Source organism: Pseudomonas sp. NyZ480, from assembly GCF_029537255.1.
Lineage (GTDB): Bacteria > Pseudomonadota > Gammaproteobacteria > Pseudomonadales > Pseudomonadaceae > Aquipseudomonas > Aquipseudomonas taiwanensis.
Genome location: NZ_CP120626.1, coordinates 5006176 through 5030795, shown reverse-complemented (window position 1 = coordinate 5030795; position 24620 = coordinate 5006176). Strand labels below are relative to the sequence as shown.

The 24620-nt window shown below is 62.9% G+C and carries 22 protein-coding genes; 12 read left to right on the top strand and 10 right to left on the bottom strand.

What is annotated here, in order from left to right; genetic code table 11:
• Window positions 1-98: 98 nt before the first annotated feature.
• Complete coding sequence (locus P3R38_RS23135; protein ID WP_023382723.1) at window positions 99-2276, bottom strand: malate synthase G; 2178 nt, start codon at window positions 2274-2276, stop codon at window positions 99-101.
• A gap of 441 nt (window positions 2277-2717) precedes the next feature.
• Here P3R38_RS23135 and P3R38_RS23130 point away from each other — a divergent pair, with 441 nt between their 5' ends.
• On the top strand, window positions 2718-3236 hold the full coding sequence (locus P3R38_RS23130; protein ID WP_023382722.1) for an ACT domain-containing protein: 519 nt from the start codon (window positions 2718-2720) through the stop codon (window positions 3234-3236).
• A 224-nt stretch (window positions 3237-3460) separates the two neighbouring features.
• Here the strand turns inward: P3R38_RS23130 and rarD are convergent, their stop codons facing one another.
• The 4 genes from rarD to P3R38_RS23110 form a co-directional block, all read right to left on the bottom strand.
• The gene (gene rarD, locus P3R38_RS23125; RefSeq protein ID WP_027907318.1) at window positions 3461-4348 is read right to left on the bottom strand and encodes an EamA family transporter RarD; all 888 of its coding nucleotides are present in this window, start codon (window positions 4346-4348) and stop codon (window positions 3461-3463) included.
• A gap of 64 nt (window positions 4349-4412) precedes the next feature.
• Window positions 4413-5387, bottom strand: coding sequence for a serine/threonine protein kinase (locus P3R38_RS23120; RefSeq protein ID WP_023382720.1), 975 nt, complete (start codon window positions 5385-5387; stop codon window positions 4413-4415).
• Between the two features lie 98 nt (window positions 5388-5485).
• Window positions 5486-6250, bottom strand: a complete 765-nt coding sequence (locus tag P3R38_RS23115) for a TOBE domain-containing protein (RefSeq protein WP_023382719.1) — start codon at window positions 6248-6250, stop codon at window positions 5486-5488.
• Window positions 6251-6305: 55 nt separating this feature from the next.
• Window positions 6306-7058 carry a ComF family protein gene (locus tag P3R38_RS23110; RefSeq protein ID WP_277686645.1) on the bottom strand — a complete coding sequence of 251 codons (753 nt, stop codon included), beginning with the start codon at window positions 7056-7058 and terminating at the stop codon, window positions 6306-6308.
• 90 nt (window positions 7059-7148) lie between these two features.
• Here P3R38_RS23110 and bioB point away from each other — a divergent pair, with 90 nt between their 5' ends.
• From bioB to P3R38_RS23065, 9 genes are all read left to right on the top strand, one after another.
• Complete coding sequence (gene bioB, locus P3R38_RS23105; RefSeq protein WP_027907316.1) at window positions 7149-8207, top strand: biotin synthase BioB; 1059 nt, start codon at window positions 7149-7151, stop codon at window positions 8205-8207.
• A 2-nt stretch (window positions 8208-8209) separates the two neighbouring features.
• On the top strand, window positions 8210-9382 hold the full coding sequence (gene bioF, locus P3R38_RS23100) for an 8-amino-7-oxononanoate synthase (RefSeq protein WP_023382716.1): 1173 nt from the start codon (window positions 8210-8212) through the stop codon (window positions 9380-9382).
• The gene (locus tag P3R38_RS23095; RefSeq protein ID WP_277686644.1) at window positions 9375-10106 is read left to right on the top strand and encodes an alpha/beta fold hydrolase; all 732 of its coding nucleotides are present in this window, start codon (window positions 9375-9377) and stop codon (window positions 10104-10106) included. The genes bioF and P3R38_RS23095 overlap by 8 nt, the downstream gene beginning before the upstream one ends.
• Window positions 10099-10917 carry a malonyl-ACP O-methyltransferase BioC gene (bioC, locus tag P3R38_RS23090; protein WP_277686643.1) on the top strand — a complete coding sequence of 273 codons (819 nt, stop codon included), beginning with the start codon at window positions 10099-10101 and terminating at the stop codon, window positions 10915-10917. The genes P3R38_RS23095 and bioC overlap by 8 nt, the downstream gene beginning before the upstream one ends.
• A gap of 10 nt (window positions 10918-10927) precedes the next feature.
• The gene (gene bioD / locus P3R38_RS23085; protein ID WP_023382713.1) at window positions 10928-11608 is read left to right on the top strand and encodes a dethiobiotin synthase; all 681 of its coding nucleotides are present in this window, start codon (window positions 10928-10930) and stop codon (window positions 11606-11608) included.
• 113 nt (window positions 11609-11721) lie between these two features.
• Window positions 11722-12018 (top strand): hypothetical protein, encoded by a 297-nt coding sequence (locus tag P3R38_RS23080; RefSeq protein ID WP_023382712.1) that lies wholly within the window; start codon window positions 11722-11724, stop codon window positions 12016-12018.
• Window positions 12019-12385: 367 nt separating this feature from the next.
• Window positions 12386-14191, top strand: a complete 1806-nt coding sequence (locus tag P3R38_RS23075; RefSeq protein WP_023382711.1) for a phenylacyl-CoA dehydrogenase — start codon at window positions 12386-12388, stop codon at window positions 14189-14191.
• Between the two features lie 204 nt (window positions 14192-14395).
• Entirely contained in the window at window positions 14396-15679 is a 1284-nt protein-coding gene (locus P3R38_RS23070; protein ID WP_027907312.1) for a GGDEF domain-containing protein, read from the top strand.
• A 123-nt stretch (window positions 15680-15802) separates the two neighbouring features.
• Entirely contained in the window at window positions 15803-17581 is a 1779-nt protein-coding gene (locus P3R38_RS23065; protein WP_027907311.1) for an acyl-CoA dehydrogenase C-terminal domain-containing protein, read from the top strand.
• 289 nt (window positions 17582-17870) lie between these two features.
• Here P3R38_RS23065 and P3R38_RS23060 read toward each other — a convergent pair whose 3' ends face one another.
• Complete coding sequence (locus P3R38_RS23060; protein ID WP_023382708.1) at window positions 17871-18794, bottom strand: LysR family transcriptional regulator; 924 nt, start codon at window positions 18792-18794, stop codon at window positions 17871-17873.
• A 208-nt stretch (window positions 18795-19002) separates the two neighbouring features.
• Here P3R38_RS23060 and P3R38_RS23055 point away from each other — a divergent pair, with 208 nt between their 5' ends.
• Together P3R38_RS23055 and P3R38_RS23050 are read left to right on the top strand one after the other, a co-directional pair.
• Window positions 19003-20283: an aminotransferase class III-fold pyridoxal phosphate-dependent enzyme gene (locus P3R38_RS23055; RefSeq protein WP_023382707.1), complete on the top strand. Its 1281-nt coding sequence runs from the start codon at window positions 19003-19005 to the stop codon at window positions 20281-20283.
• Between the two features lie 164 nt (window positions 20284-20447).
• Window positions 20448-20606, top strand: coding sequence for a YqaE/Pmp3 family membrane protein (locus P3R38_RS23050; protein ID WP_009681539.1), 159 nt, complete (start codon window positions 20448-20450; stop codon window positions 20604-20606).
• A gap of 51 nt (window positions 20607-20657) precedes the next feature.
• Here P3R38_RS23050 and P3R38_RS23045 read toward each other — a convergent pair whose 3' ends face one another.
• Genes P3R38_RS23045 through pqqC form a run of 4 tightly spaced genes read right to left on the bottom strand, consistent with a single transcriptional unit; the run spans window position 20658 to window position 24606 of the window.
• Window positions 20658-22466 (bottom strand): S9 family peptidase, encoded by a 1809-nt coding sequence (locus tag P3R38_RS23045; RefSeq protein WP_027907310.1) that lies wholly within the window; start codon window positions 22464-22466, stop codon window positions 20658-20660.
• The gene (gene pqqE / locus P3R38_RS23040) at window positions 22447-23607 is read right to left on the bottom strand and encodes a pyrroloquinoline quinone biosynthesis protein PqqE (protein WP_027907309.1); all 1161 of its coding nucleotides are present in this window, start codon (window positions 23605-23607) and stop codon (window positions 22447-22449) included. Before pqqE ends, P3R38_RS23045 begins: the two co-directional genes overlap by 20 nt.
• Window positions 23579-23854 carry a pyrroloquinoline quinone biosynthesis peptide chaperone PqqD gene (pqqD, locus tag P3R38_RS23035; RefSeq protein WP_023382704.1) on the bottom strand — a complete coding sequence of 92 codons (276 nt, stop codon included), beginning with the start codon at window positions 23852-23854 and terminating at the stop codon, window positions 23579-23581. Before pqqD ends, pqqE begins: the two co-directional genes overlap by 29 nt.
• A complete protein-coding gene (pqqC, locus tag P3R38_RS23030; protein WP_023382703.1) occupies window positions 23851-24606 on the bottom strand; it encodes a pyrroloquinoline-quinone synthase PqqC in 756 nt (251 codons plus the stop codon). Before pqqC ends, pqqD begins: the two co-directional genes overlap by 4 nt.
• Between the last annotated feature and the right edge of the window lie 14 nt (window positions 24607-24620).

Here is a 24620-nt window from a genome sequence, read left to right as displayed (position 1 = left end):
TGAAAAGCAATCGCGGCGAGCCGGCTCCTACAAGTTCGCGGTGGACCCTGTAGAAGCCGGCTCGCCGGCGAAGGGCTGCAAAGCAACCCTTTTATTGCTTACAAACCGTTACGCGCCTTGAACTCGCGACGACGACGGTGCAGCACTGGCTCGGTGTAGCCGTTGGGCTGCTTGGCACCTTCAACCACCAGCTCGACAGCCGCCTGGAACGCGATGTTGTCATCGAAGTTTGGCGCCATCGGACGGTACTGGGCGTCACCTGCGTTCTGCTTGTCCACCACTGCGGCCATGCGCTTGAGGCTTTCCAGCACTTGTTCCTGGCTGACCACGCCGTGGCGCAGCCAGTTGGCCAGCAGCTGGGCCGAGATGCGCAGGGTGGCGCGGTCTTCCATCAGGCCGACGTCATTGATGTCGGGCACCTTGGAGCAGCCTACACCCTGGTCGATCCAGCGAACCACGTAGCCAAGGATGCCCTGGGCATTGTTGTCCAGCTCGTTGCGGATCTCTTCGGCCGACCACTGGGTGTTGGCCGCCAGCGGGATGGTCAAGATGTCGTCGACCGAAGCTGGCGTACGCGAAGCCAGCTCGCGTTGGCGCGCCTGAACGTCCACCTTGTGGTAGTGCAGCGCATGCAGGGTGGCCGCGGTCGGCGAAGGCACCCAGGCGGTGTTGGCGCCAGCCAGCGGGTGAGCGATCTTCTGCTCGAGCATGGCCGCCATCAGGTCAGGCATGGCCCACATGCCCTTGCCGATCTGCGCACGGCCTTGCAGGCCGGTAGCCAGGCCAACGTCGACGTTGTTGTTCTCGTAGGCGCCGATCCACTTCTCATTCTTCATGGCGCCCTTGCGCACGACGGCGCCGGCTTCCATGGAGGTGTGGATCTCGTCGCCGGTACGGTCGAGGAAGCCAGTGTTGATGAACACCACACGCTCAGCGGCCGCCTTGATGCAGGCCTTGAGGTTGACCGTGGTACGGCGCTCCTCATCCATGATGCCGACCTTGACGGTGTTGCGCGGCATACCCAGCAGGTCTTCGACACGGCTGAAGATCTCGGCGGCGAAGGCGACTTCTTCGGGGCCGTGCATCTTCGGCTTGACGATGTAGACGCTGCCGGTGCGGGTGTTCTTGCGGGTGGTGTTGCCCTTGAGGTTGTGCAGGGCGATCAGGTTGGTGAACAGACCGTCCTGGATACCTTCCGGAATCTCGTTGCCTTGGGCATCGAGGATTGCCGGGTTGGTCATCAGGTGACCAACATTGCGCACGAACAGCAGCGAACGGCCGTGCAGGGTAACGCTGCCACCGTTCGGCGCGGCGTACTCGCGATCCGGGTTCATGGTGCGCGTGAAGGTCTTGCCGCCCTTGGTCACGCTTTCAGCCAGGTCGCCTTTCATCAGGCCCAGCCAATTGCGGTAGACGATGACCTTGTCGTCGGCATCGACGGCGGCGACCGAGTCCTCGCAGTCCATGATGGTGGTCAGTGCCGACTCCATCAGGATGTCTTTCACGCCTGCGGCGTCGGTGCTGCCAACAGGAGTGCTGGCGTCGACCTGGATTTCGAAGTGCAGGCCGTTGTGCTTGAGCAGCACGGCGGTCGGGGCCGCGGCGTCGCCGTGGAAGCCGATCAGTTGGGCATCGTCACGCAGGCCGGTGTTGCTGCCGCCCTTGAGCGAAACGACCAGCTTGCCGCCTTCGATGCGGTAACCGGTGGAGTCGACGTGGGAGCCAGCAGCCAGTGGCGCGGCTTCGTCGAGGAAGGCGCGGGCGAAGGCGATGACCTTGTCACCACGGACCTTGTTGTAGCCCTGGCCTTTTTCGGCACCGCCTTCTTCGCTGATGGCATCGGTGCCGTAGAGCGCGTCGTACAGCGAACCCCAGCGGGCATTGGCGGCATTCAGGGCGAAGCGAGCGTTCATCACCGGCACGACCAGCTGTGGGCCGGCCATGTGGGCGATTTCTTCATCGACGTTTTGCGTGGTGGCCTGGAAATCGTCGGCTTGTGGCAGCAGGTAGCCGATTTCCTGGAGGAAGCTTTTGTAGGCGACGGCGTCGTGTGCCTGGCCTTTGCGTGCCTGGTGCCAGGCGTCGATCTTGGCTTGCAGCTCGTCACGCTTGGCGAGCAGGGCTTTGTTCTTCGGAGCGAGGTCATTGATGATCTTCTCGGCACCGGCCCAGAACTGCTCGGCGACGATACCGGTTCCCGGAATGGCTTCGTTGTTGACGAAGTCGTACAGGGCCTTGGCGACCTGAAGGCCACCGACTTGAACGTATCCAGTCATTGCTTGCCTCACCTCTGCTCAGCTATTTCGCTCTTCTTTATTAAGCCTGTAGCGCTTCTCTAAACACGGCACCAGTGCATGCCCGAAGGCGGCTGGGTGCGGCCTGCCAGATAGCCTGGCAAGCAGTGTACGTATTTTCACAGGCGCCTTGGCAGACATCCAAACAACACATTTTGTAGTCCGCGCCACGGCATACTACATGAAGCAGTAGACGGGGGAAAATCAGACTAAAAGCGTCGTTGTGCGACCAATTGGTCGCATAGGGTCACGCTGGGAGTGGGTATGTTCGCAAAAAACGGGTGGATTGTTCCAGATAAATCTTGAAACAGTACACGATTTGTTAGTCGGACTGTCCTGCGGCAGGTTGCCGCGCCTTGCCTATACTGAGTCGATCCCCCCGATTCTCGCCGCCCGCGGCGGCATTTTGCTGAGGAATGGCCTGTGGACCATCTTGTACTGACCGTGATTGCCCCTGACAAGGCCGGCCAGGTCGAACGTATCGCCAAATGCATCGCCGACCATAGCGGCAACTGGTTGGAAAGTCGCATGTCGCGCATGGCGGGCCAGTTCGCAGGGATTCTGCGGGTGGCTGTACCGGCGGAAAATTACGATGAGCTGGTCGAGGCGCTGCAGAAGCTGGCCAAGCACGACATTCGCGTGTTGATTGCTGAAAGCGGAATCGAACCCTCGTGCACCTGGAAGCCGATCGCCATGGAGCTTGTGGGCAACGACCGGCCGGGGATCGTGCGGGATATCACCAAGGTGCTGGCCGAGCTGGGCGTGAACCTCGAACGCTTGAGCACCGAGGTCAATCCGGCGCCGATGAGCAGTGAGCCTCTGTTCCGCGCCGATGCCTTGCTGGCATTACCGTTGACGCTGTCGCTGGATGAATTGCAGCAGCGCCTGGAAAGCCTGGCCGACGACCTGATGGTGGAGTTGAAGCTGCGTCCGGAGGAATGACGTGGCTTGTGGGTTATCCCGTTTTCACGGGGACGGCCCTGTGGATAACCTGGGCGCATCATTCTCCGGCCCAGGCGGGCCGAGGCTTGCACAGGTTTGATCAAAAAATGCCCAATAATCAGGTGCTTGTGCACAAAGCACGGGGACGAGGGTGTGGATAACCTTTGGAGATGTTTCTGCAGGCCAGGCGCGGCGAGGCCTGCAGGATTTTGATCGTTTTTTGATCAGGCGCGTTTGCGCAGGCTGAGCCAGGCATCGACGCTGTAGATGGCCAAACCGGCCCAGATGCAGACGAACGCCATCAGGTTGCTCGGTGACAGGTGCTCATCGAACAGCAGTACTGCCTGCAACAGGACTAGCGTGGGCGCCAGGTACTGCAGGAACCCCAGCGTGGTGTAGGGGAGGTGACGTGCAGCGGCGTTGAAGCACACCAGCGGTACCAGCGTGACCGGGCCTGCCGCCATCAGCCACAAGGCTTCGCTGCTGGCGTAGAACGAGCCCTGGGCGCTCATCGCCGTGGGGTTCAACAGCAACCAGCCCAGCGCCAACGGCACCAGCATCCAGGTCTCTACCACCAGGCCCGGCAGCGCTGCCACCGGGGCTTTCTTGCGGATCAGCCCATAGAAACCGAAACTCAGGGCCAGCGCCAACGACACCCAGGGCAGGCTGCCGACCTGCCACACCTGTTGCGCCACACCCAGCGCCGCCATGCCCACCGCCAGCCATTGCAGGCGCCTCAGGCGTTCCCCCAGCAACAGCATGCCCAGCAGCACGTTGATCAGCGGGTTGATGTAGTAGCCCAGGCTGGCTTCGAGCATGCGCCCGTTGTTCACCGACCACACGTAGGTCAACCAGTTGGCGGCGATCAATGCCCCGCTGACGGCGAGAATACCCAGGCGTTGCGGATTGTCGCGCAGCTCGCGCCACCAGCCTGGATGCTTCCAGACCAGCAGCAACAGCGAGCCGAACAGCGCCGACCAGAGTACCCGGTGGACGATGATCTCGACGGCGGGAACGCTCTGGATTGCCTTGAAGTAGAGTGGAAACAGGCCCCAGATGATGTAGGCACCAAGGCCCAGTAAATACCCGCGACGCGGGTTTGCAGCGTGCATGCAGAATCCTTGCTTAGGTAGCTAAATAGCGCAGCGGCTATTGTAGACAGACGCCGCTGTGCATCTAGAACAATTTCAGCACGGGTTCATCCAGCGCTGCTATCTGTTCGCGCAGCGCGAGGATCTGGTCGCCCCAGTAACGTGGTTGGCCGAACCAGGGGAAGCTCGGCGGGAACGCCGGATCGTCCCAGCGGCGGGCCAGCCAGGCGCTGTAGTGCAGCTGGCGCAAGGCGCGCAAAGGCTCGATCAACGCCAGTTCGCGAGGATCGAAGTCATGGAATTCGTTATAGCCGTCGATCAGTTCGGCCAACTGCCCCAGGCGCTCCTCGCGACTGCCGGCGAGCATCATCCACAGGTCCTGAACCGCCGGGCCCATGCGGCAGTCGTCGAGGTCGACCACGTGATAGACATCGTCGCGGTGCATCAGGTTGCCGGGGTGCAGGTCGCCGTGCAGGCGAATCAACGCGTGCGGGGTGCGAGCGTAGATGTCTTCGACCCGCTTGAGCAGGTCGCGGGCCACGGACTCGAACGCGGGCAATAGCTCACGGGGCACGAAGTTGCCGTCCAGCAGCGTCTTCAGCGAGGCATGGCCAAAGTTGTCCACGGTCAGCGCTTCGCGGTGCTCGAACGGACGCGCTGCGCCTACTGCGTGCAGGCGGCCGAGCAACTGGCCCAGGCGATAGAGCTGGTCGAGGTCGCCAGGCTCTGGGGCGTGGCCGCCGCGGCGGGGGAACAAGGTAAAGCGAAAGCCCTGGTGTTCGAACAAGGTCTTGCCGTCGTGTTGCAGAGGGGCGACAACGGGCACCTCGCACTCGGCGAGCTCGGCGGTGAAGCGGTGTTCTTCGAGGATCGCATCGTCGCTCCAGCGGCCTGGCCGGTAGAACTTGGCGATCAGGGGTTGCGACTCTTCGATGCCCACTTGGTAGACGCGGTTTTCGTAGCTGTTCAGGGCCAGCACCCGGGCATCGCTGAGAAAGCCTAGGCTTTCCACGGCGTCCAGGACCAGGTCGGGCGTGAGTGTGTCGAAAGGGTGGGACATGAAAGCTCCGAGAGAGTGCGGCGTAAGGCAATAGTACCAGTGCTGCCACTGGCCAGTGCCGGCTCCATGCTTCACCACACTTCCTGTGGCGCGGCAGGCTATACCGGAACGCCCAGCAGAACATGCGACGGTTTGAATTGCACGCGCACCCGGTTGCCTGTGGTCACCTTCTGGCGCGCTAACCACTGCGCTTGGGCAAAGGCGCACAAGGTCTGCCCATTGCCCAGTGCCAGGCGTACTTCGCAAGGGCCTTGCTCGTCGGTCAGCACATCTTCGACCACTGCTGTCAGGCAATTGCTGCCCACTTCTACCTTGTCCTCGTCACCCAGCAACTGTACCCACCCAGCCTTGAGCAGCGCCACGACCGTGGTGCCCAAGGTCAGCTCCAGGCGGTCGGTGCTGTCATGGGTAATCAACGCCTCGATTTCCAAGCCCCCACCCAGGGCCAGGCTCACGCGGTCATGCCGGCCTTCACGGCGCAGGCCGCTGACCTGGCCTTGCAGTTGATTGCGTGCACTGGTACGCAGCATCAGTCGGCCCAACAGGTCAAGGTCGCCGGAGTCCTCGGCTGCCTCCAGGAACTGCGCCTGCAATGCTTGCAGGCGTTGATAAAGGCGCAGCACCCGCTCGCCTTCTGCCGACAGGCGGGCGCCGCCGCCGCCGCGCCCACCCGTGCTGCGCTCGACCAGCGGTCGGCTGGCCAGGTTGTTGAGCTCATCGATGGCGTCCCAGGCGGCCTTGTAGCTGATACCGGCAGCCTTGGCGGCGCGGGTGATCGAGCCTTGTTCGGCGATATGTTGCAGCAGGGCGATGCGCTGGGGGCGCCGGGCGATGTGCTGGGTGAGCAGGGCAGGTAGGGGCATGGCGAAACGCGCTTGATGATCAATGAAGGGACGTTGCCTGCCGGACCGGCAGCAGTCAAGTTCCCGCCTGCCAGCCTCGGTCGGGCTTTGGCGTGCGGGCCAGGCAGTAGACATCGACCCGCCGCGCGCCGGACTTGCGCAACGACTGCGCGATGGCTTGAGCCGTGGCTCCGGTGGTCAACACGTCGTCGACCACCGCGATATGCAGGTTCTCGACCGCTCGACCTCGCCCTACATTGAACGCCCCCCGCAGATTCTGTCGACGCGCCTTGGCGTGCAGATGCTGTTGCGCAGGTGTATCGCGTACCCGCTGAAGGAGTCGTTCGTCACAGGGAATCGCCAGTGGCACGGACAGCCAGCGCGCCAGCATGCCGGCTTGATTGAAGCCGCGCTCGCGCTGTCGACGTTTGGCCAGCGGCACAGGCAACAGCAGGTCGGGTTTTGCCAGCCCTTCGTCGTAGCGATGCTGCAAGCCATGGACGAGCAGTTCGGCCATCAGTCGACCTAGAGGCCACTGTTGGTTGTGCTTGAAGCGACTGATCAACGTATCCACCGGGAAGCCGTAATGCCACAAGGCAACCACCTGAGCGAATGCCGGAGCTCGCCGGCAGCACTGGGCGCAGGTCAGCCCCGGCATGGGCAAAGGCAGGGCGCAGCGTGAACAGCAGTCGTGCAGCCAAGGCAGTTCGTGCTCGCAGGCGACGCAGATGGGGTGGGGTTGCTCACTGGCTTCGTCACACAGCAAACAGGCATGGTTAATATTTAGACACTTGTAAACCAGTTGTTTTATGAGTGGTTGACAGTACATGGGCCTTCCGTGACTATGCGAGCTATCCGTGATGCGCTGGCGGGCCGTTCCTGTCCCGGCGCTAGAAACAGCCTAAACAAGGAAACGCCGATGAGCGCCAGCACAACTGCAACAACACGTCACGACTGGTCCCTGTCCGAGGTCAAGGCGCTGTTCCAGCAACCGTTCAACGACCTGTTGTTCCAGGCGCAGACCGTGCATCGCGCGCATTTCGACCCTAACCGCGTGCAAGTCTCCACGCTGTTGTCGATCAAGACCGGCGCCTGCCCTGAAGATTGCAAATATTGTCCACAGTCCGGCCACTACAACACCGGGCTGGAAAAACAGAAGCTGATGGAAGTGCAGAAAGTCCTGGAGGAAGCTGCTCGGGCCAAGGCCATTGGCTCGACCCGTTTCTGCATGGGCGCGGCCTGGAAGCACCCGTCGGCCAAAGACATGCCGTACGTGCTGGAGATGGTCAAAGGCGTCAAGGCCATGGGCCTGGAGACCTGCATGACCCTCGGCAAGCTCGACCAAGAGCAGACCAAGGCCCTGGCCGAGGCAGGCCTTGACTACTACAACCACAACCTCGACACCTCGCCGGAGTTCTACGGCAGCATCATCACCACCCGTACCTACGCTGAGCGTCTGCAGACCCTGGCTTATGTGCGTGATGCAGGCATGAAGATCTGCTCGGGCGGCATTCTTGGCATGGGCGAGTCGCTGGACGACCGCGCCGGTCTGCTGATCCAGCTGGCCAACCTGCCGGAGCATCCGGAATCGGTGCCGATCAACATGCTGGTGAAAGTCGCCGGTACCCCGCTGGCCGATGAAGACGACGTAGACCCGTTCGACTTCATCCGCATGCTGGCGGTCGCGCGTATCCTCATGCCCAAATCCCATGTACGCCTTTCCGCCGGCCGCGAGCAGATGAACGAACAGATGCAAGCGCTGGCCTTCATGGCCGGTGCCAACTCGATCTTCTATGGCGAGAAGCTGCTGACCACCGCCAACCCGCAGGCCGACAAGGACATGCAGCTGTTCGCCCGCCTGGGCATCAAGCCAGAAGCGCGTGAAGAGCACGCTGACGAAGTGCACCAGGCGGCCATCGAGCAGGCGCTGGTCGAACAACGCAGCAACGAGCTGTTCTACAACGCCGCGTCGGCCTGAGCATGGCCTTCGATCTGGCGGCGCGCCTTGCCGAACGGCGCGCCGCAGACCTGTATCGGCAGCGGCCATTGCTGGAAAGCCCGCAAGGGCCGGAGGTAGTGGTCGATGGCCAGCGATTGCTGGCCTTCTGCAGTAACGACTACCTGGGCCTTGCCAATCATCCTGAAGTGATCGCCGCATGGCAGGCTGGCGCCGAACGTTGGGGCGTCGGTGGCGGGGCATCGCACCTGGTGGTGGGCCACAGCACGCCGCATCACGAAGTCGAAGAGGCCCTGGCCGAGCTGACCGGGCGCCCGCGTGCGCTGCTGTTCTCCACCGGCTACATGGCCAACCTTGGCACCATCACCGCATTGGTGGGGCAGGGCGATACGGTGTTGCAGGACCGCCTGAACCACGCCTCGCTGCTCGATGGCGGGTTGCTCAGCGGCGCCCGCTTCAACCGCTACCTGCACAACGATCCGGTCAGCCTGGCCAGCCGCCTGGACAAAGCCGTCGGCAACACCCTGGTGGTGACCGACGGGGTGTTCAGCATGGATGGCGACCTTGCCGACCTTCCGGCGCTGGCCGACGTTGCCCGCGCCCGTGGAGCCTGGCTGATGGTCGACGACGCCCATGGCCTGGGTACGCTGGGCGAGCAAGGCGGCGGTATCGTCGAACACTTCGGGCTGGGTGTCGACGACGTGCCGGTGTTGATCGGTACCCTGGGCAAGGCCTGTGGCACGGCTGGGGCTTTTGTCGCAGGCAGTGAAGCGCTGATCGAGGCGCTGGTGCAGTTCGCCCGCCCATACATCTACACCACCAGCCAACCCCCCGCATTGGCCTGCGCCACCCTCAAGAGCCTGCAGCTGCTGCGCCGCGAAACCTGGCGTCGCGAGCACCTGGCGGCTTTGATTCGTCAGTTCCGCCAGGGTGCCGAGCAGATCGGCCTGACGCTAATGGACAGCCCTACGGCGATCCAGCCGATCCTGATCGGCGAAAGCGCCCAGGCTCTGCGCCTGTCGCGCATGCTGCGAGCGCGTGGCCTGCTGGTGACGGCGATTCGTCCGCCCACCGTGCCGGCCGGCAGCGCCCGGCTGCGCGTGACCTTGAGCGCTGCGCACAGTCAGGCGCAGGTCCAGCTATTGTTGAATGCATTGGCCGAGTGTTATCCACAGTTGGAGGCCGCCGATGCGTGATCGCCTGATTCTTCTGCCCGGCTGGGGACTGGGTACCGCTGCCCTGGAGCCGCTGGCCGCCAGCCTGCGTGCGCAGGACCTGCGCCTGCACGTCGAACTGATGCCGCTACCAGAGCTGGCCGACACCAGCGTAGAGGCATGGGTCGATTACCTCGACCGCAAGTTGCCCACCGATACCTGGCTGGGCGGTTGGTCGTTCGGTGGCATGTTGGCCAGCGAGCTGGCATGCAAGCGAGGCGACCATTGTTGCGGGTTGCTGACCTTGGCCAGCAACCCGAGTTTCGTGGTGCGTCCCGATTGGCCCCATGGCATGCCGAAGGACACCTTCGGCACCTTTCTGGATGGCTGTCGCAGCCATACCCAGGTGACCCTAAAGCGTTTCCGTAGCCTGTGCAGCGAGGGTGCGCAGCAGCCACGCACGCTGTTGCGCCAGTTGGGCGTGGGGGTTCCGGATACCGATCCGTTGTACTTGGCCAGTGGCCTGGAAGTGCTGGCCGAGCTCGATACCCGCGTTGCACTGGAAGCCTATGGTGGCCCGCAGTTGCACCTGTTCGCCGGCAGCGATGCCCTGGTGCCGGTCGAGGCGGCAAAAGCCCTGAGCGAACTGCTGCCCGACGTGGAAGTCGGCCTGGTCGAAGACAGTTCCCACGCATTCCTGCTGGAGTACCCACAGGAACTGGCGGCGGGTATCAAGAGTTTCCTGCATGAGAGTGGTGATGACTGACCTTTCCTATCCAAGCCTGCCAGGAGCCTTGCCCGACAAGCGTCAGGTGGCGGCTTCATTCTCCCGCGCAGCGGCCAGCTACGACAGCGTCGCGGCTCTGCAACGTGCGGTGGGGGTGAGCTTGCTGGACCAGATGCCCGATGGCCTGAGCCCATCGCGCTGGCTCGACCTGGGCAGCGGCACGGGTCATTTCAGTCGCGTGCTGGCCGAGCGTTATCGGGCTGCAACCGGTGTGGCTGTGGATATCGCCGAAGGCATGGTGCACCACGCCCGTGGTGAGCAGGGTGGGGCGTGCTACCACGTGGCCGGCGACGCTGAACGACTGCCGCTGCGAGACACCAGCATGGACTTGGTGTTCTCCAGCCTGGCAGTGCAATGGTGCGACCAGTTCGCCTGTGTCCTGGACGAAGTTCGCCGTGTCCTGCGTCCGGGTGGGGTGATGGCCTTCAGCAGCCTGTGCGTCGGTACGCTCGGCGAACTGCGTTCCAGCTGGCAGGCGGTGGATGGCCTGGTGCATGTCAATCGCTTCCGCCACTTTGCCGATTACCAGCGCCTGTGTGCCAGTAGCGGGCTGGAGCAAGTCAGCCTGCAGCAACGGGCGCATGTACTGCATTACCCCGATGTGCGCAGCCTGACCCACGAACTCAAGGCCCTTGGCGCCCACAACCTCAATCCGGGCCGGCCCTCGGGCCTGACCGGTCGTGCGCGCATGCAGCGTCTGCTGCAGGCATACGAAGCGTTCCGTCAGCCGCAGGGGCTGCCAGCCACCTATGAGGTGGTCTATGGTGTTTTGCGCAAGCCAGAGGTGTAAGGGGAGCCAGATGAGCCAGGCCTATTTCATTGCCGGTACCGATACCGATGTGGGCAAGACCACCATTGCTGCCGGGTTGTTGCACGCGGCCCGTCTCCAAGGGCTGAGCACCCTCGGTGCCAAGCCGGTGGCTTCTGGTTGCAGCGTCACACCCAAAGGGCTGCGCAATGCCGACGCCCAGGCATTGATCGACGAAAGTTCGATCAAGCTGGCGTACGAAGAGGTCAACCCGTTTGCCTTCGAACCTGCCATTGCGCCACATATAGCGGCGCGCGAGGCCGGCGTTGCGCTGCAAGTGCCGGTGTTGCTCAAGGCCATGCGCCATGTGCTGGACCAGGGGGCGGACTTCACCCTGATCGAAGGCGCAGGAGGATGGCGCGTGCCGCTGTCCAACCTTGACAACCTGTCGGACCTGGCAATTGCCTTGAAACTGCCGGTGATCCTGGTGGTAGGTGTGCGTCTGGGCTGCATCAATCATGCGCTGCTCAGTGCCGAGGCCATCTCCCGGGACGGTCTGCAACTGGCGGGCTGGGTGGCCAACATCATCGATCCGCGCACATCGCGACTGGAAGAAAACCTCGCCAGCCTGGCGGAGCGCTTGCCAGCACCGTGCCTGGGCCGGGTGCCGAAACTGAAGCAGGCCTCTGCCGATGCCGTGGCTGAACACGTGCAGTTGGACTTGCTGGACTGAGATGCCCATCGCCTATCAAATGGCACTGAGCCATTAGGGATTTAAACGAGCCTTTTTGCCCTTGGCCTGCTTTAATTGGCCCTGTTCCTATCCAGCGTCAATGGAGTCCTGACATGGAAATCACCGGTAGCTCCGCTTTCTACGCGGGCCTTGGCAGCATTCAGGCCGGGCAGAACCGCGTCGACCAGGCCGCCAGCCAGATTGCCAACAGCACTGTCGAGCGTGCGGCCACCAGCCAGTCCAGCGACTATCAGGCCGAGCGCCTGCGTGCGGTCGACCGCAGTCAGCAGATGGACCTGGCAACCAGCGCCGTGCAATTGGCCCTCGGCAAACAGGAAGTCGAACTGGGCGTAAAGGTGGCAAAAGCTTCCGACGAAATGCTCGGGCGGTTCATCGATACCTACGCCTGATCTGGCGTCGTCCAAGGTGTGGCCAGCCCCTTCTGGGCGTTGCGCCATGGCCTTATCGCCGGCAAGCCGGCGCCTGCACTCGTGCGGTGAACTCATGTGGGAGTGACCTTGCGTCGCCAAAGGGCTGCGAGGCCGCCCCGAGGACAGGTCGTTCCCAGAAGAAAATTACCCCCACTCAACCAGGTTCGACCCTATTTATCAGGGCGTGGCGTAAATGCCATTTTTCGCGGCATAAATGGCACCATGGTCCCGTCTTGACATTGGGCGGTGCTAAACGTAAGTTTCAAACAACTGTTTGATCGAAAGCCGCCAAGAGCTGGTCGGTATAAGCGGTCTTCCCCAGAACTCATCACAGAGGTTCATCGCAATGCCTGATTACAAAGCCCCCTTGCGTGATATTCGCTTCGTTCGCGACGAGCTGCTCGGCTATGAGGCGCACTATCAGAGCCTGCCGGGTTGCCAGGACGCCACCCCTGACATGGTCAACGCGATCCTGGAAGAAGGCGCGAAATTCTGTGAAGAAGTACTGGCCCCGCTCAACCGCGTTGGCGATCTGGAAGGCTGCACCTGGAGCGAGTCGGGTGTGAAGACCCCGACCGGCTTCAAGGAAGCCTACAAGCAATTCGTCGAAGGCGGCTGGCCGAGCCTGGCGCATGACGTCGAACACGGCGGCCAAGGCCTGCCTGAGTCGCTGGGCCTGGCGCTGAGCGAAATGGTCGGTGAGTCGAACTGGTCGTGGGGCATGTACCCAGGCCTTTCCCATGGCGCGATGAACACCATCTCCGCGCACGGCACGCCTGAGCAGCAGCACACCTATCTGACCAAACTGGTCAGTGGCGAGTGGACCGGCACCATGTGCCTGACCGAGCCGCACTGCGGCACCGACCTGGGCATGCTGCGCACCAAGGCCGAGCCTCAGGCCGACGGCACTTATAAAGTCAGCGGCACCAAGATCTTCATCTCGGCCGGTGAGCACGACATGGCCGACAACATCGTCCATATCGTCCTGGCCCGCCTGCCGGATGCGCCGGCTGGCACCAAAGGCATCTCGCTGTTCATCGTGCCGAAGTTCCTGCCTAATGCCGACGGTGGCGTCGGTGAGCGTAATGGCGTGAGCTGCGGCTCCATCGAACACAAGATGGGTATCCACGGCAACGCCACCTGCGTGATGAACTTCGACGGCGCTACCGGCTACCTGATCGGCCCAGCCAACAAGGGCCTGAACTGCATGTTCACCTTCATGAACACTGCACGCCTGGGCACCGCGCTGCAGGGCCTGGCTCACGCCGAAGTGGCCTTCCAGGGAGGCCTGAAGTACGCCCGTGACCGGCTGCAGATGCGTTCGCTGACCGGCCCGAAAGCGCCGGACAAGGCAGCCGACCCGATCATCGTCCACCCTGACGTGCGCCGTATGCTGCTGACCATGAAGGCCTTCGCCGAAGGCAACCGTGCGATGGTGTACTTCACCGCCAAGCAAGTCGACATCGTCAAGTACAGCCAGGACGAGGAAGAGCGCAAGAAGGCCGACGCCCTGCTGGCCTTCCTCACTCCGATCGCCAAGGCATTCATGACCGAAGTCGGCTTCGAAGCGGCCAACCACGGCGTGCAGATCTACGGTGGCCATGGCTTCATTGCCGAGTGGGGCATGGAGCAGAACGTGCGCGACAGCCGTATCTCCATGCTGTACGAAGGCACCACCGGTATCCAGGCTCTCGACCTGCTGGGCCGCAAGGTGCTGATGACCCAGGGCGAAGCGCTCAAGGGCTTCACCAAGATCGTGCACAAGTTCTGCCAGGCACAGGAAGGCAACGAGCGCGTCAAGGAGTTCGTCGAGCCGCTGGCTGCACTGAACAAGGAGTGGGGCGAACTGACCATGAAGGTCGGTATGGCCGCCATGAAAGACCGTGAAGAAGTGGGTGCCGCTTCGGTGGATTACCTGATGTACTCCGGCTATGCCTGCCTGGCTTACTTCTGGGCCGACATCGCCCGCCTGGCGGCCGAGAAACTGGCGGCAGGTACCAGCGAAGAGGCGTTCTACACCGCCAAGCTGCAGACCGCGCGCTTCTACTTCCAGCGCATCCTGCCCCGCACCCGTGCCCATGTGGCCGCGATGCTGTCCGGTGCCGACAACCTGATGGCGATGAAGGAAGAAGATTTCGGCCTGTCCATCTAAGCCTGTTCATCGGTATAAAAAAACGCCTGCCTCACCGGCAGGCGTTTTTTTTTGTTTCCGGCTCCTAAAGATTCAGTAACAACAAAAGCTCAAGCCCTCCACCCCTGCGGCCGTTAAACACGCCGTGTATTCATCTATTCATGTGCGCTGCCGATGAAGTAAGGGCACAATGCCATTATTGATCTGCCGGGTCGGAGATTACCCTTGTTTCGTCTAAACGCTGTACGCGCGAGCCATTTCCTGCCTTCGCTGTTTCTCTTGTTGTCGGGGCTCGCGGCGGCGTATGTGAGAGACCTCAGCGTCTTCTTCACTTCGCTGTTCAATGTTCTACCCACGTTGGTGCTGCTGTTGGGGGGCGCCTACTGCGCGGTATACCGCCGCCAGCGCGAGCTGTTCCTGATGGTGACGGTATACATCGCCTATTTCCTGCTCGACACCCAGACTGATTTCTACCGTGACAACGGCCGGGTGCGCGAAGACGCGGCGGTGATATTCCACCTGGTATGCCTGTTGTTGCCTGCGTTGTTCGGCTTGTTTGGCGCCTGGCAGGAGCGCACGCACCTGGCCCAGGACCTGCTCGCCCGGTTTGCCGTGCTGTTCGCCGTCGGCAGCGTCGCGGTGGCGCTTGAGCAGAGCTTCCCCAAGGCGCTGCTCGCCTGGCTCGCCGAAATTCGCTGGCCGGCGCTGCATGGCCAGTGGATGAGCCTGATCCAGATGGTCTACCCACTGTTCGTAGGGGTATTCGTCCTGTTGGTCGTGCAGTACCTGCGTGAACCCAGGCCGTTGCATGCCGCGCAGATCATCGGCCTGATCGGCATCTTCTGGATGCTGCCCAAGACCTTCATCCTGCCGTTCACCCTGAACATCATGTGCAGTCAGGTGATGCTGATGATTGCCGCGGCAGTGTCCCATGAGGCCTATCAGATGGCCTTCCGGGATGAGCTGACCGGGTTGCCGGGGCGCCGTGCGTTGAACGAACGCATGCAGCGGCTGGGTCGCAACTACGTGATCGCCATGACCGACGTGGACCACTTCAAGAAGTTCAACGACACCCACGGCCACGACGTCGGCGACCAGGTGCTGCGACTGGTCGCCAGCCGTTTGTCCAAGGTGACCGGCGGGGGACGAGCCTATCGCTACGGCGGCGAGGAGTTCGCCTTGGTGTTCGCGGGCAAGACGGCCGAAGAGTGCCAGCCGCACCTTGAGGCCGTGCGTGAAATGATCGCCAACTATGCTATGCAACTACGTGATCAGAGCAGCCGCCCCCAGGACGATTCTGCCGGTCGGCAGCGGCGCGCAGGCAATGCGGCCACCACGGTATCGGTGACCATCAGCATCGGTGTGGCCGAGCGGCTGGTGGAGCACCGTAACCCAGAGGAAGTGCTCAAGGCCGCTGACCAGGCGCTGTACAGCGCCAAAGGCGCGGGGCGTAACTGCGTCATGGTCTACGGGCAACAATCGCGACGCGGGGCTGTTCGGATGGCGTGACCATAGCTGACTATTCGGTCGCTTGATGACCCTATGTCTCGCAAAAGTTGTTCGGTTACACTGCCTTCAATCCAGTGCCGCGGTTCCCTGAGACCGCCCCGACCCTGTTAGCGAGAGGTAGTCATGGCTGAATATAAAGCGCCCCTGCGCGACATGCGTTTCGTTCTGAATGAAGTCTTCAACGTGGCCGAGCTCTGGGCTCAACTGCCGGCCTTGGCCGAAGCGGTGGACGCGGACACTGCCATGGCGGTGCTGGAAGAGGCCGGCAAGGTTACCGGCAAGACCATTGCTCCGCTCAGCCGCGCGGCGGACGAAGAGGGTTGCCACTGGGACAACGGCGCGGTGCGCACACCAGCCGGTTTCATCGATGCCTACCACACCTACGCCGAAGGCGGCTGGGTGGGCGTTGGCGGCGACCCGCTGTTCGGCGGGATGGGCATGCCCAAGGCCATTTCGGCCCAGGTCGAGGAAATGGTCAACGCATCCAGCCTGGCCTTTGGCCTGTACCCGATGCTGACCGCCGGCGCCTGCCTGTCGATCAACGCCCACGCCAGCGAAGCGCTCAAGGAAAAGTACCTGCCCAACATGTACGCGGGTGTATGGGCAGGCTCCATGTGCCTGACCGAGCCCCATGCCGGTACCGACCTGGGCATCATCCGCACCAAGGCCGAGCCGCAGGCCGACGGCAGCTACAAGGTCAGTGGCACCAAGATCTTCATCACCGGTGGCGAGCATGACCTGACCGAAAACATCATCCACCTGGTGCTGGCCAAGTTGCCTGATGCCCCGGCCGGGCCCAAGGGTATCTCGCTGTTCCTGGTGCCTAAGTTCCTGGTCAATGAGGACGGCAGCCTAGGGGCGCGCAACCCAGCCACCTGCGGCTCGATCGAGCACAAGATGGGCATCCAGGCCTCGGCCACGTGCGTGATGAACTTCGACGAGGCGGTCGGCTACATCGTGGGCGAACCGAACAAGGGCCTGGCGGCCATGTTCACCATGATGAACTACGAGCGCCTCGGCGTCGGTATCCAGGGCCTGGCATCGGCCGAGCGCTCTTATCAGAACGCCGTTGAGTACGCCCGCGACCGCCTTCAGAGCCGCGCGCCAACGGGTCCGCAGGCCAAGGAAAAAGCCGCGGACCCGATCATCGTGCACCCCGATGTGCGCCGCATGCTGTTGACCATGAAGGCGCTGATCGAAGGTGGCCGCGCCTTCTCCACCTATGTGGCCATGCAACTGGACAGTGCCAAGTACAGCGAGGATGCGGCTACCCGCAAGCGCAGCGAGGAGCTGGTAGCGCTGCTGACGCCGGTCGCCAAGGCCTTCCTCACGGATCTGGGCCTGGAGTGCACCGTGCACGGCCAGCAGGTGTTCGGCGGCCATGGCTACATCCGCGAGTGGGGCCAGGAGCAGTTGGTGCGCGATGTGCGTATCACACAGATCTACGAGGGCACCAATGGCATCCAGGCGCTGGACCTGATGGGGCGCAAGGTCGTCGCCAGTGGTGGTGCCTACTACCGGCTGTTCTCCGACGAGATTCGCCAGTTCATCGCCAGTGCCAAGGACGATCTGAGCGAGTTCACCACGCCGCTCGCTGCTGCCCTCGACAAGCTCGACGGGCTGACGGAGTGGGTGTTGGAACAGGCCAAGGGCAACCCGAATGAAATCGGTGCGGCGTCGGTCGAGTACCTGCATGCCTTTGGCTATGTGGCCTATGCCTACATGTGGGCATTGATGGCCCGTGCCGCCAAGGCGGGTGAAGGGGATGAGGCGTTCTATTCGGCCAAGCTGGGGACCGCTCGGTTCTACTTCGCGCGGCTGCTACCGCGGCTGGATTCGCTGGTGGCCTCGGTCAAGGCGGGCAGCGAGTCGCTGTACCTGCTCGATGCCGAGCAGTTCTGAGGCATGGCGTGTCAGCCTGGTCGCCGGCTTGCCGGCGACTGGCACATGACCAGCGTTTGGAAATGGCGCCGCTTGTAAGCTTTCTCCTACATGACGTGGTGACTTTTCGCCACTGGCCTAAGATTGGATCCATAGCTAGTATTTCCCACATGGACGTTGCGCAGGAAGCGCAAAGGACAGAACAGGGACAACGAAGGAATACCTGCCAGGATGGTGGGGCGATAGGGATGTCAAAGGGAAACAGTCTGGAAAACCCCGCTTCGGCGGGGTTTTCTTTGTGCGCGTGTTTTTACCCGAGCACATCCAGGGGCGAGGCCCCCAGCTGGCGCGCATCGGTCTCTTCTTCCAGCAATGTGCGCAGCATCTCCACTGACGCCTGCTGACGCTGTGCGTCGCGAAACACCAAGCCCACCTTGAGCGGTACGCGCGGTTCGCTCAACGGCTTCCACAGCAGGCCTTGGTCATCCTCGGCGGCCTCCTTGGCCCGGCCCGGCAGAATGGTCGCCAAGGCCGTGTGCGACAGGCTGTCGAGAATTCCCGCCATGTTGTTCATCTCGGCCTGAACCTGCGGTCGGCGGCCCTGGCTGGCCAGCTGTTCCTTCCAGATCTGGCGGATCTGGAACTCTTCCCCGAGCATGAGCATTGGCAACTCAGCGGCCTGGCGGATGGACACCTTCTTGAAGTCCTTCAAGGGGTGGGTGGCGGGGATGACCAGCTGCAGTTCATCTTCGTACAACAGCAAGCCATGAAGCCCCGGCTGGCGCGGTGGCAGGTAGCTGATGCCAATATCCAGGCTGCCGCTGAGCAAGCGCCGTTCGATTTCCAGCCCCGACAGTTCGTAGATCTGCACCACCAAGTGGGGTTGCGCCCTGCGCACCCGTTCCAGCAGGCGCGGCACCATGCTTGGGCGAACCGTCTGCAACACACCAATGGCCAGTGTTCGCAGGGACTGACCCTTGAAGTTGCGCATGGCCTCATGGGCCCGCTGCAGGCCGTCGAGCAGCGGCAGGGCATGGTTATACAGGGTATGGGCGGCGAGCGTCGGCAACAGCCGCTTGTTACTACGTTCGAACAGGCTCAGGTCGAGGCTGTGTTCCAGCTGCCTGATCTGCTGCGACAACGCCGGCTGTGACAAGGACAGGCGCTCGGCGGCCCGGCCGACGTGGCCTTCTTCATACACCGCGACGAAATAACGCAGTTGGCGAAAATCCATAAGTATTACTTATCGAAAAAGCTGGAAAAACGGAATGGCCTCAGCAGCCCGTGAGCCCTAGTCTATCGCCGTATTCCAGTAGGTTACAGCGCTGATTCAGTCGATTGTTACCTTGGATGAAAAACACTTTTGATAGGAAAGGCAAAATATCGAGCGCCGGCATACCGACCGGACCTGCCGCCCTTTGCCGTGATTGGTTGGAGCCCTGATGAACCTGTTCAACCTGCGCCGTTCGGCCCCTACCGCAGTCGCCGAGCCCAAGCGTGCGCCGGTGATCGTGCCGGATGCGCCGCAGTTGTCCCGCGAGCGTCTGATGCCCAGCACCGAACGTGCCACGCAGGTGTTCGTCCGAGGCCAAGGCTCCTGGTTGTGGGACAACGAAGGGCATGCCTACCTGGACTTCACCCAAGGCGGTGCGGTCAACAGCCTCGGCCACAGCCCCAGCGTGCTGGTCAAGGCCTTGGGCAACCAGGCCCAGGCGCTGATCAATCCAGGTTCGGGGTTCCACAGCCGTGGTTTGCTGGCCTTGGTCAATCGCCTGTGCCAGAGCACCGGCAGCGATCAGGCCTACCTGCTCAACAGCGGCGCCGAAGCTTGCGAAGGGGCGATCAAGTTGGCGCGCAAATGGGGTCAGAAGCATCGCAACGGCGCCTACCACATCATCACGGCCACGCAAGGCTGTCACGGTCGCAGCCTGGGGGCGCTGTCGGCGTCCGACCCGCTGCCGTGCAACCGTTGCGAGCCGGGTTTGCCAGGTTTCAGCAAGGTGCCGTTCAACGACCTCGATGCGCTGCATGCCGAGGTGGACTCGCGCACCGTGGCGATCATGCTCGAGCCCATCCAGGGCGAGGCGGGTGTGATCCCGGCAACGCGCCAATACCTGCAGGGTGTGGAAAAACTCTGCCGCGAGCTCGGCATCCTGCTGATTCTCGATGAGGTGCAGACGGGCATTGGCCGTTGTGGCGCGTTGCTGGCCGAGGAGACCTATGGCGTACGTGCCGATATCGTCACCCTCGGCAAAGGCTTGGGCGGCGGTGTGCCGTTGGCGGCACTGTTGGCGCGGGGGACCGCTTGCTGCGCTGAACCCGGTGAGCTCGAAGGCAGCCACCACGGCAACGCGCTGATGAGCGCGGCAGGCCTTGCCGTGCTGGATACCGTGCTGGAGCCGGGCTTCTTCGAGCACGTTCAGGACAGTGGTCGCCACTTGCGCGATGGCCTGAGCCGCCTGGCCGGTCGCTACGGCCAGGGCGAGGTGCGTGGCCAGGGCCTCTTGTGGGCATTGCAACTGCACGAAGACCTGGCCCAAGACCTGGTGCAGGCAGCCTTGCAGGAGGGCCTGCTGCTCAATGCGCCCCAGGCCGACGTGGTGCGTTTTTCGCCCGCGCTGACGGTCAGCAAGGGCAACATCGACGAGATGCTCCTACGCCTTGCCCGGGCCTTTGCCAGGCTGCACGCGCAACAGCAAAGCCGCCGCGAGGTACCGGCCTGACCGGTAGCGGCGAGCCACAGATTTTCAACGAACCGTCTCGCGTTTCTGCGCATCGCCCTTGGCCAGCTTCATTTGGCTCGGGGCGTTTTTTTTGCCTGGCGTTACTGTGGAACCTCTGGCTGGCGCGGCTAGTCTCTGTTGAAACCCCTTCAGGAGAGATTCACATGGACTTCATCCGCATCATCATCGCGATCATTCTGCCGCCCCTGGGTGTATTCCTGCAGGTGGGGTTTGGTGGGGCGTTCTGGCTGAATATCCTGCTGACCTTGCTGGGGTACATTCCGGGGATCGTGCATGCGGTCTACATCATCGCCAAGCGCTGAGGCGTTCTTGGCGCCCTCGCCGGCAAGCAGAGCCTGCAGGGTGGTTGGGGCTTATAGCCCCAACACCCGGCAATAGAACTTCCATTCTTCCTCGAGCGCATGCGCCAGGTTCTGCGCATTGCGCAACCCATGGCGTTCCCCTGGGTAGAAATGCCCTTCGGCCTCGATGCCATTGGCTTTCAGGGCCGCCAGCATCGAGCGGGTCTGCTCAGGCACTACCACTGCATCCAGCTCGCCCTGGAAGAAAATCACCGGCACCTTGATAGCCGAGGCATGCAGCAGCGGCGTGCGTTGTCGGTAGCGCTCGGCATCCTGTTGCGGGTCGCCGATCAGCCAGTCCAGGTAATCGCCTTCGAACTTGTGCGTGGCACGGCCCAATGCGACCGGGTCACTGACGCCATACAGGCTGGCACCTGCGCGGAACACATCGTGGAAGGCGAGGGCGCACAACGTGGTGTACCCGCCTGCGCTGCCGCCGCGAATGAACGCTTTGCGCGCATCGATCAGCCCTTTTCCGGCCAAGTGCTCGACGGCCGCACAGGCATCTTGCACATCGCATTCGCCCCACCGCAGGTGCAGAGCCTGGCGATAGGCCCGGCCGTAGCCACTGCTGCCGCGATAGTTGAGGTCGGCGACGGCAAAACCACGCTGGGTCCAATACTGGATACGCGGGTCGAGCACCGGGTAGCAGGCCGAAGTCGGGCCGCCGTGGATGAACACCACCAGTGGGGCCGGGCCTTGCCCATCAACGGCCTTATAGAAGAAACCATGGGCAGTTTCGCCTGCGCTGCTGTAGCGGATCGGCTGGGGCAGGCTGATGCGTTGGGCTGGCAGCACTTCGGCGCCACCGGCCACTACCCGTACCTGGTGGCTGTTGCGGTCGATGGCGACGACCGCAGGCGGGCTGATCGGCGATGCGGCGATGGCGTAGAGATGCTCGGCATCCATCGCCAGGCTACGAAAACGCGTATAGGCGCTGGCGAAATGTTCGACAGGATTACCCGGCGTACGCAGCCCCAGCTTGGCAAAGCCGTCTTCGAACCAACTGGCCAGGTAGCTTTGCGGACCTATTGCAAGCCAACTGCTGGCCCCCAGTTGCCAAGGGGCGCCAGCGTGGTCGGCGGGTTCTGCTGGCAGAGCCTGCCACTGGCCATCGACCTCGCCCCAGGGCTGCCAGAAGCCGTTTCTGTCCGAGAGGCAATACAGCCGGCCTTGGGCGTCGAAGCGCGGTTGTTGCAGGGATTCATCGGTCCCGGTGACACAACGCGCCGGGCCCCAGGCGCCGCTACTGTCCCGTTGGCGCTGCATCAGGCGGGTACGGGTCCAGGGTTGCGCTGGGCGGTCCCATTCGACCCAAGCCAGGCGCGTACCATCGTTGGACAGGGTGGGGGACGCATAGAAATCAGCACCTTCGGCGAGGACTTCGCGGGTGCTTTCGCCAAGTATGACCAGGCGATGCTCGACGGGCTTGCCACTGCGCTCCTCGACGGCGAGGACCTGGCCGGTGTGCCATTGCAGGTCGCCGTAGCGGCATTCCGGGCGGTGGGTGAGCGGGCGAGGTGTCACGCTATTCAGCGCCTGGGTATAGACCTGCTGGTCCTGCTCGTTGACGAACAGCACCCCGTCGCCACCCAGGCAGAAACTGCCGCCACCGTACTCATAGACTCGGCTGCGCACGCTGAAGCCATCGGGGGTAAGGCACCGGGCCTGCTGGTCGCGCCAGTGCCAGATACGGCAGGCGCCGTCGGCCGGGCGGAATTCGTTCCAGAACAGCCCGGCTTCGCCGACCTTGAGCTCGGCAAAGTCGGTGCTGGCAGCCACCGCCTGTGCGGCGCTGAATTCATCCACGGGCGATGACACGGGAGTTGCGCTCGTTGCGGAAGGTCATTTGCTCGATTTCCAGCTGGGCGGTCTCCGCCTCTTCGCGGGCCTTGAGAATGATGCCGTGGTCAGCTGACTTGGCACACACAGGGTCGGCATTGCTGGCATCGCCAGTCAGCATGAAGGCCTGGCAGCGACAGCCGCCGAAGTCCTTTTCCTTCTCGTCGCAGGAGCGGCAGGGTTCTGGCATCCACGCGTAGCCACGGAAGCGGTTGAAGCCGAACGAGTCGTACCAGATGTGGTGCAGGTCATGGTCACGCACGTTGGGAAATTCCACCGGCAACTGGCGAGCACCGTGGCACGGCAGCGCGGTGCCGTCCGGGGTGATGGTCAGGAACAGGCTGCCCCAGCCGTTCATGCAGGCCTTGGGACGTTCTTCGTAGTAGTCCGGGGTGACGAAGATCAGCTTGCAGGGGCTGCCCTGCGCCTTGAGCTTTTCCCGGTATTCGTTGGTGATGCGCTCGGCACGTTCGAGCTGGGCGCGGGTCGGTAGCAGGCCCAGGCGGTTGAGGTGGGCCCAACCATAGAACTGGCAGGTGGCGAGTTCGACGAAGTCGGCCTCCAGCGCGATGCACAGCTCGATGATGCGGTCGATCTTGTCTATGTTGTGCCGGTGGGTGACGAAATTGAGCACCATCGGGTAGCCGTGGGCCTTGACCGCCCGGGCCATCTCCAATTTTTGGGCGAAGGCCTTTTTGGAGCCGGCCAGCAGGTTGTTCACCTGCTCGTCACTGGCCTGGAAGCTGATCTGGATGTGGTCCAGCCCGGCTTTCTTGAAGTCGGCGATGCGCGCTTCGGTCAAGCCGATGCCTGAGGTGATCAGGTTGGTGTAGTAGCCGAGCCGACGAGCCTCGCCGATCAGTTCGGCAAGGTCCTGACGTACCAAAGGCTCACCACCGGAGAAGCCGATCTGCGCGGCCCCCATTTCGCGGGCCTCGGCCATTACCTTGAACCACTGCGCGGTGGTCAGTTCCTGGCCCTGGGCGGCAAAGTCCAGCGGGTTGGAACAGTACGGGCATTGCAGCGGGCAGCGGTAGGTCAGTTCGGCCAGCAGCCACAGCGGCAGGCCGACCGCGGGCGTGGGCGGCAACTCAGGCGAGGACGATCCAGTGTTCGGCACGGGCCACCTCCATGAACTGCTCGATGTCGTCGGCGACTTCCGGGACATCGGGGAACTGCTGCTCAAGCTCGGCGATGATCGCCGCCACGTCGCGCTGGCCGTCGATCAGGCCACCGATCAGCCCTGCGCTTTCGTTAAGTTTGATCATGCCTTCGGGGTACAGCAACACGTGCCCCTTCTGTGCGGGCTCGTACTGGAAGCGGTAGCCGGGGCGCCAGTTCGGCACTAGCTTGCGATCGAAACTCATAGGGCGATTCCCTTGTGCCAGACCCGCTCGCGGGTGACGGAATGATAGGGCGGGCGGTTCAGTTCGTAGGCCATGCTCATGGCGTCGAGCATGCTCCAGAGGATATCCAGCTTGAACTGCAGGATCTCCAGCATACGCTCCTGGCCGGCGCGAGTGGTGTAGTGCTGCAGGGTGATCGCCAGACCATGCTCGACATCACGTCGGGCCTGGCCCAGGCGCGTGCGGAAGTATTCATAGCCGGCCGGGTCTATCCAAGGGTAGTGCTGCGGCCAGCTGTCCAGGCGCGACTGGTGGATCTGCGGGGCGAACAGCTCGGTCAGCGAGCTGCTGGCGGCCTCCTGCCAACTGGCGCGGCGGGCGAAGTTGACGTACGCGTCCACGGCAAAGCGCACACCTGGCAGTACCAGCTCTTGGGAGCGCAGTTGGTCAGGGTCCAGCCCTACGGCCTGGCCCAGGCGCAGCCAGGCCTCGATGCCGCCGTCTTCGCCGGGGGCGCCATCGTGGTCGAGCAGGCGCTGGATCCACTCGCGGCGTACTTCGCGGTCCGGGCAGTTGGCCAGGATCGCGGCATCCTTCATCGGGATGTTGACCTGATAGTAGAAACGGTTGGCCACCCAGCCCTGGATCTGTTCGCGGGTGGCGCGGCCTTCGTACATCGCCACGTGATAGGGGTGGTGGATGTGGTAATAGGCGCCCTTGGCGCGCAGGGCCTGCTCGAACTCGGCAGGGGACATCGGGGTTGTGTCGCTCATTCAGCGGACTCCTG

Excerpts from the sequence above, each read along its gene's own strand:
- P3R38_RS23135 (WP_023382723.1), bottom strand. The coding sequence starts at position 2,276 with ATGACTGGATACGTTCAAGTCGGTGGCCTTCAGGTCGCCAAGGCCCTG.
- rarD (WP_027907318.1), bottom strand. The coding sequence starts at position 4,348 with ATGCACGCTGCAAACCCGCGTCGCGGGTATTTACTGGGCCTTGGTGCC.
- P3R38_RS23120 (WP_023382720.1), bottom strand. The coding sequence starts at position 5,387 with ATGTCCCACCCTTTCGACACACTCACGCCCGACCTGGTCCTGGACGCC.
- P3R38_RS23115 (WP_023382719.1), bottom strand. The coding sequence starts at position 6,250 with ATGCCCCTACCTGCCCTGCTCACCCAGCACATCGCCCGGCGCCCCCAG.
- P3R38_RS23110 (WP_277686645.1), bottom strand. The coding sequence starts at position 7,058 with ATGTACTGTCAACCACTCATAAAACAACTGGTTTACAAGTGTCTAAAT.
- bioB (WP_027907316.1), top strand. The coding sequence starts at position 7,149 with ATGAGCGCCAGCACAACTGCAACAACACGTCACGACTGGTCCCTGTCC.
- bioF (WP_023382716.1), top strand. The coding sequence starts at position 8,210 with ATGGCCTTCGATCTGGCGGCGCGCCTTGCCGAACGGCGCGCCGCAGAC.
- P3R38_RS23095 (WP_277686644.1), top strand. The coding sequence starts at position 9,375 with ATGCGTGATCGCCTGATTCTTCTGCCCGGCTGGGGACTGGGTACCGCT.
- bioC (WP_277686643.1), top strand. The coding sequence starts at position 10,099 with ATGACTGACCTTTCCTATCCAAGCCTGCCAGGAGCCTTGCCCGACAAG.
- bioD (WP_023382713.1), top strand. The coding sequence starts at position 10,928 with ATGAGCCAGGCCTATTTCATTGCCGGTACCGATACCGATGTGGGCAAG.
- P3R38_RS23080 (WP_023382712.1), top strand. The coding sequence starts at position 11,722 with ATGGAAATCACCGGTAGCTCCGCTTTCTACGCGGGCCTTGGCAGCATT.
- P3R38_RS23075 (WP_023382711.1), top strand. The coding sequence starts at position 12,386 with ATGCCTGATTACAAAGCCCCCTTGCGTGATATTCGCTTCGTTCGCGAC.
- P3R38_RS23065 (WP_027907311.1), top strand. The coding sequence starts at position 15,803 with ATGGCTGAATATAAAGCGCCCCTGCGCGACATGCGTTTCGTTCTGAAT.
- P3R38_RS23060 (WP_023382708.1), bottom strand. The coding sequence starts at position 18,794 with ATGGATTTTCGCCAACTGCGTTATTTCGTCGCGGTGTATGAAGAAGGC.
- P3R38_RS23055 (WP_023382707.1), top strand. The coding sequence starts at position 19,003 with ATGAACCTGTTCAACCTGCGCCGTTCGGCCCCTACCGCAGTCGCCGAG.
- P3R38_RS23050 (WP_009681539.1), top strand. The coding sequence starts at position 20,448 with ATGGACTTCATCCGCATCATCATCGCGATCATTCTGCCGCCCCTGGGT.
- pqqD (WP_023382704.1), bottom strand. The coding sequence starts at position 23,854 with ATGAGTTTCGATCGCAAGCTAGTGCCGAACTGGCGCCCCGGCTACCGC.
- pqqC (WP_023382703.1), bottom strand. The coding sequence starts at position 24,606 with ATGAGCGACACAACCCCGATGTCCCCTGCCGAGTTCGAGCAGGCCCTG.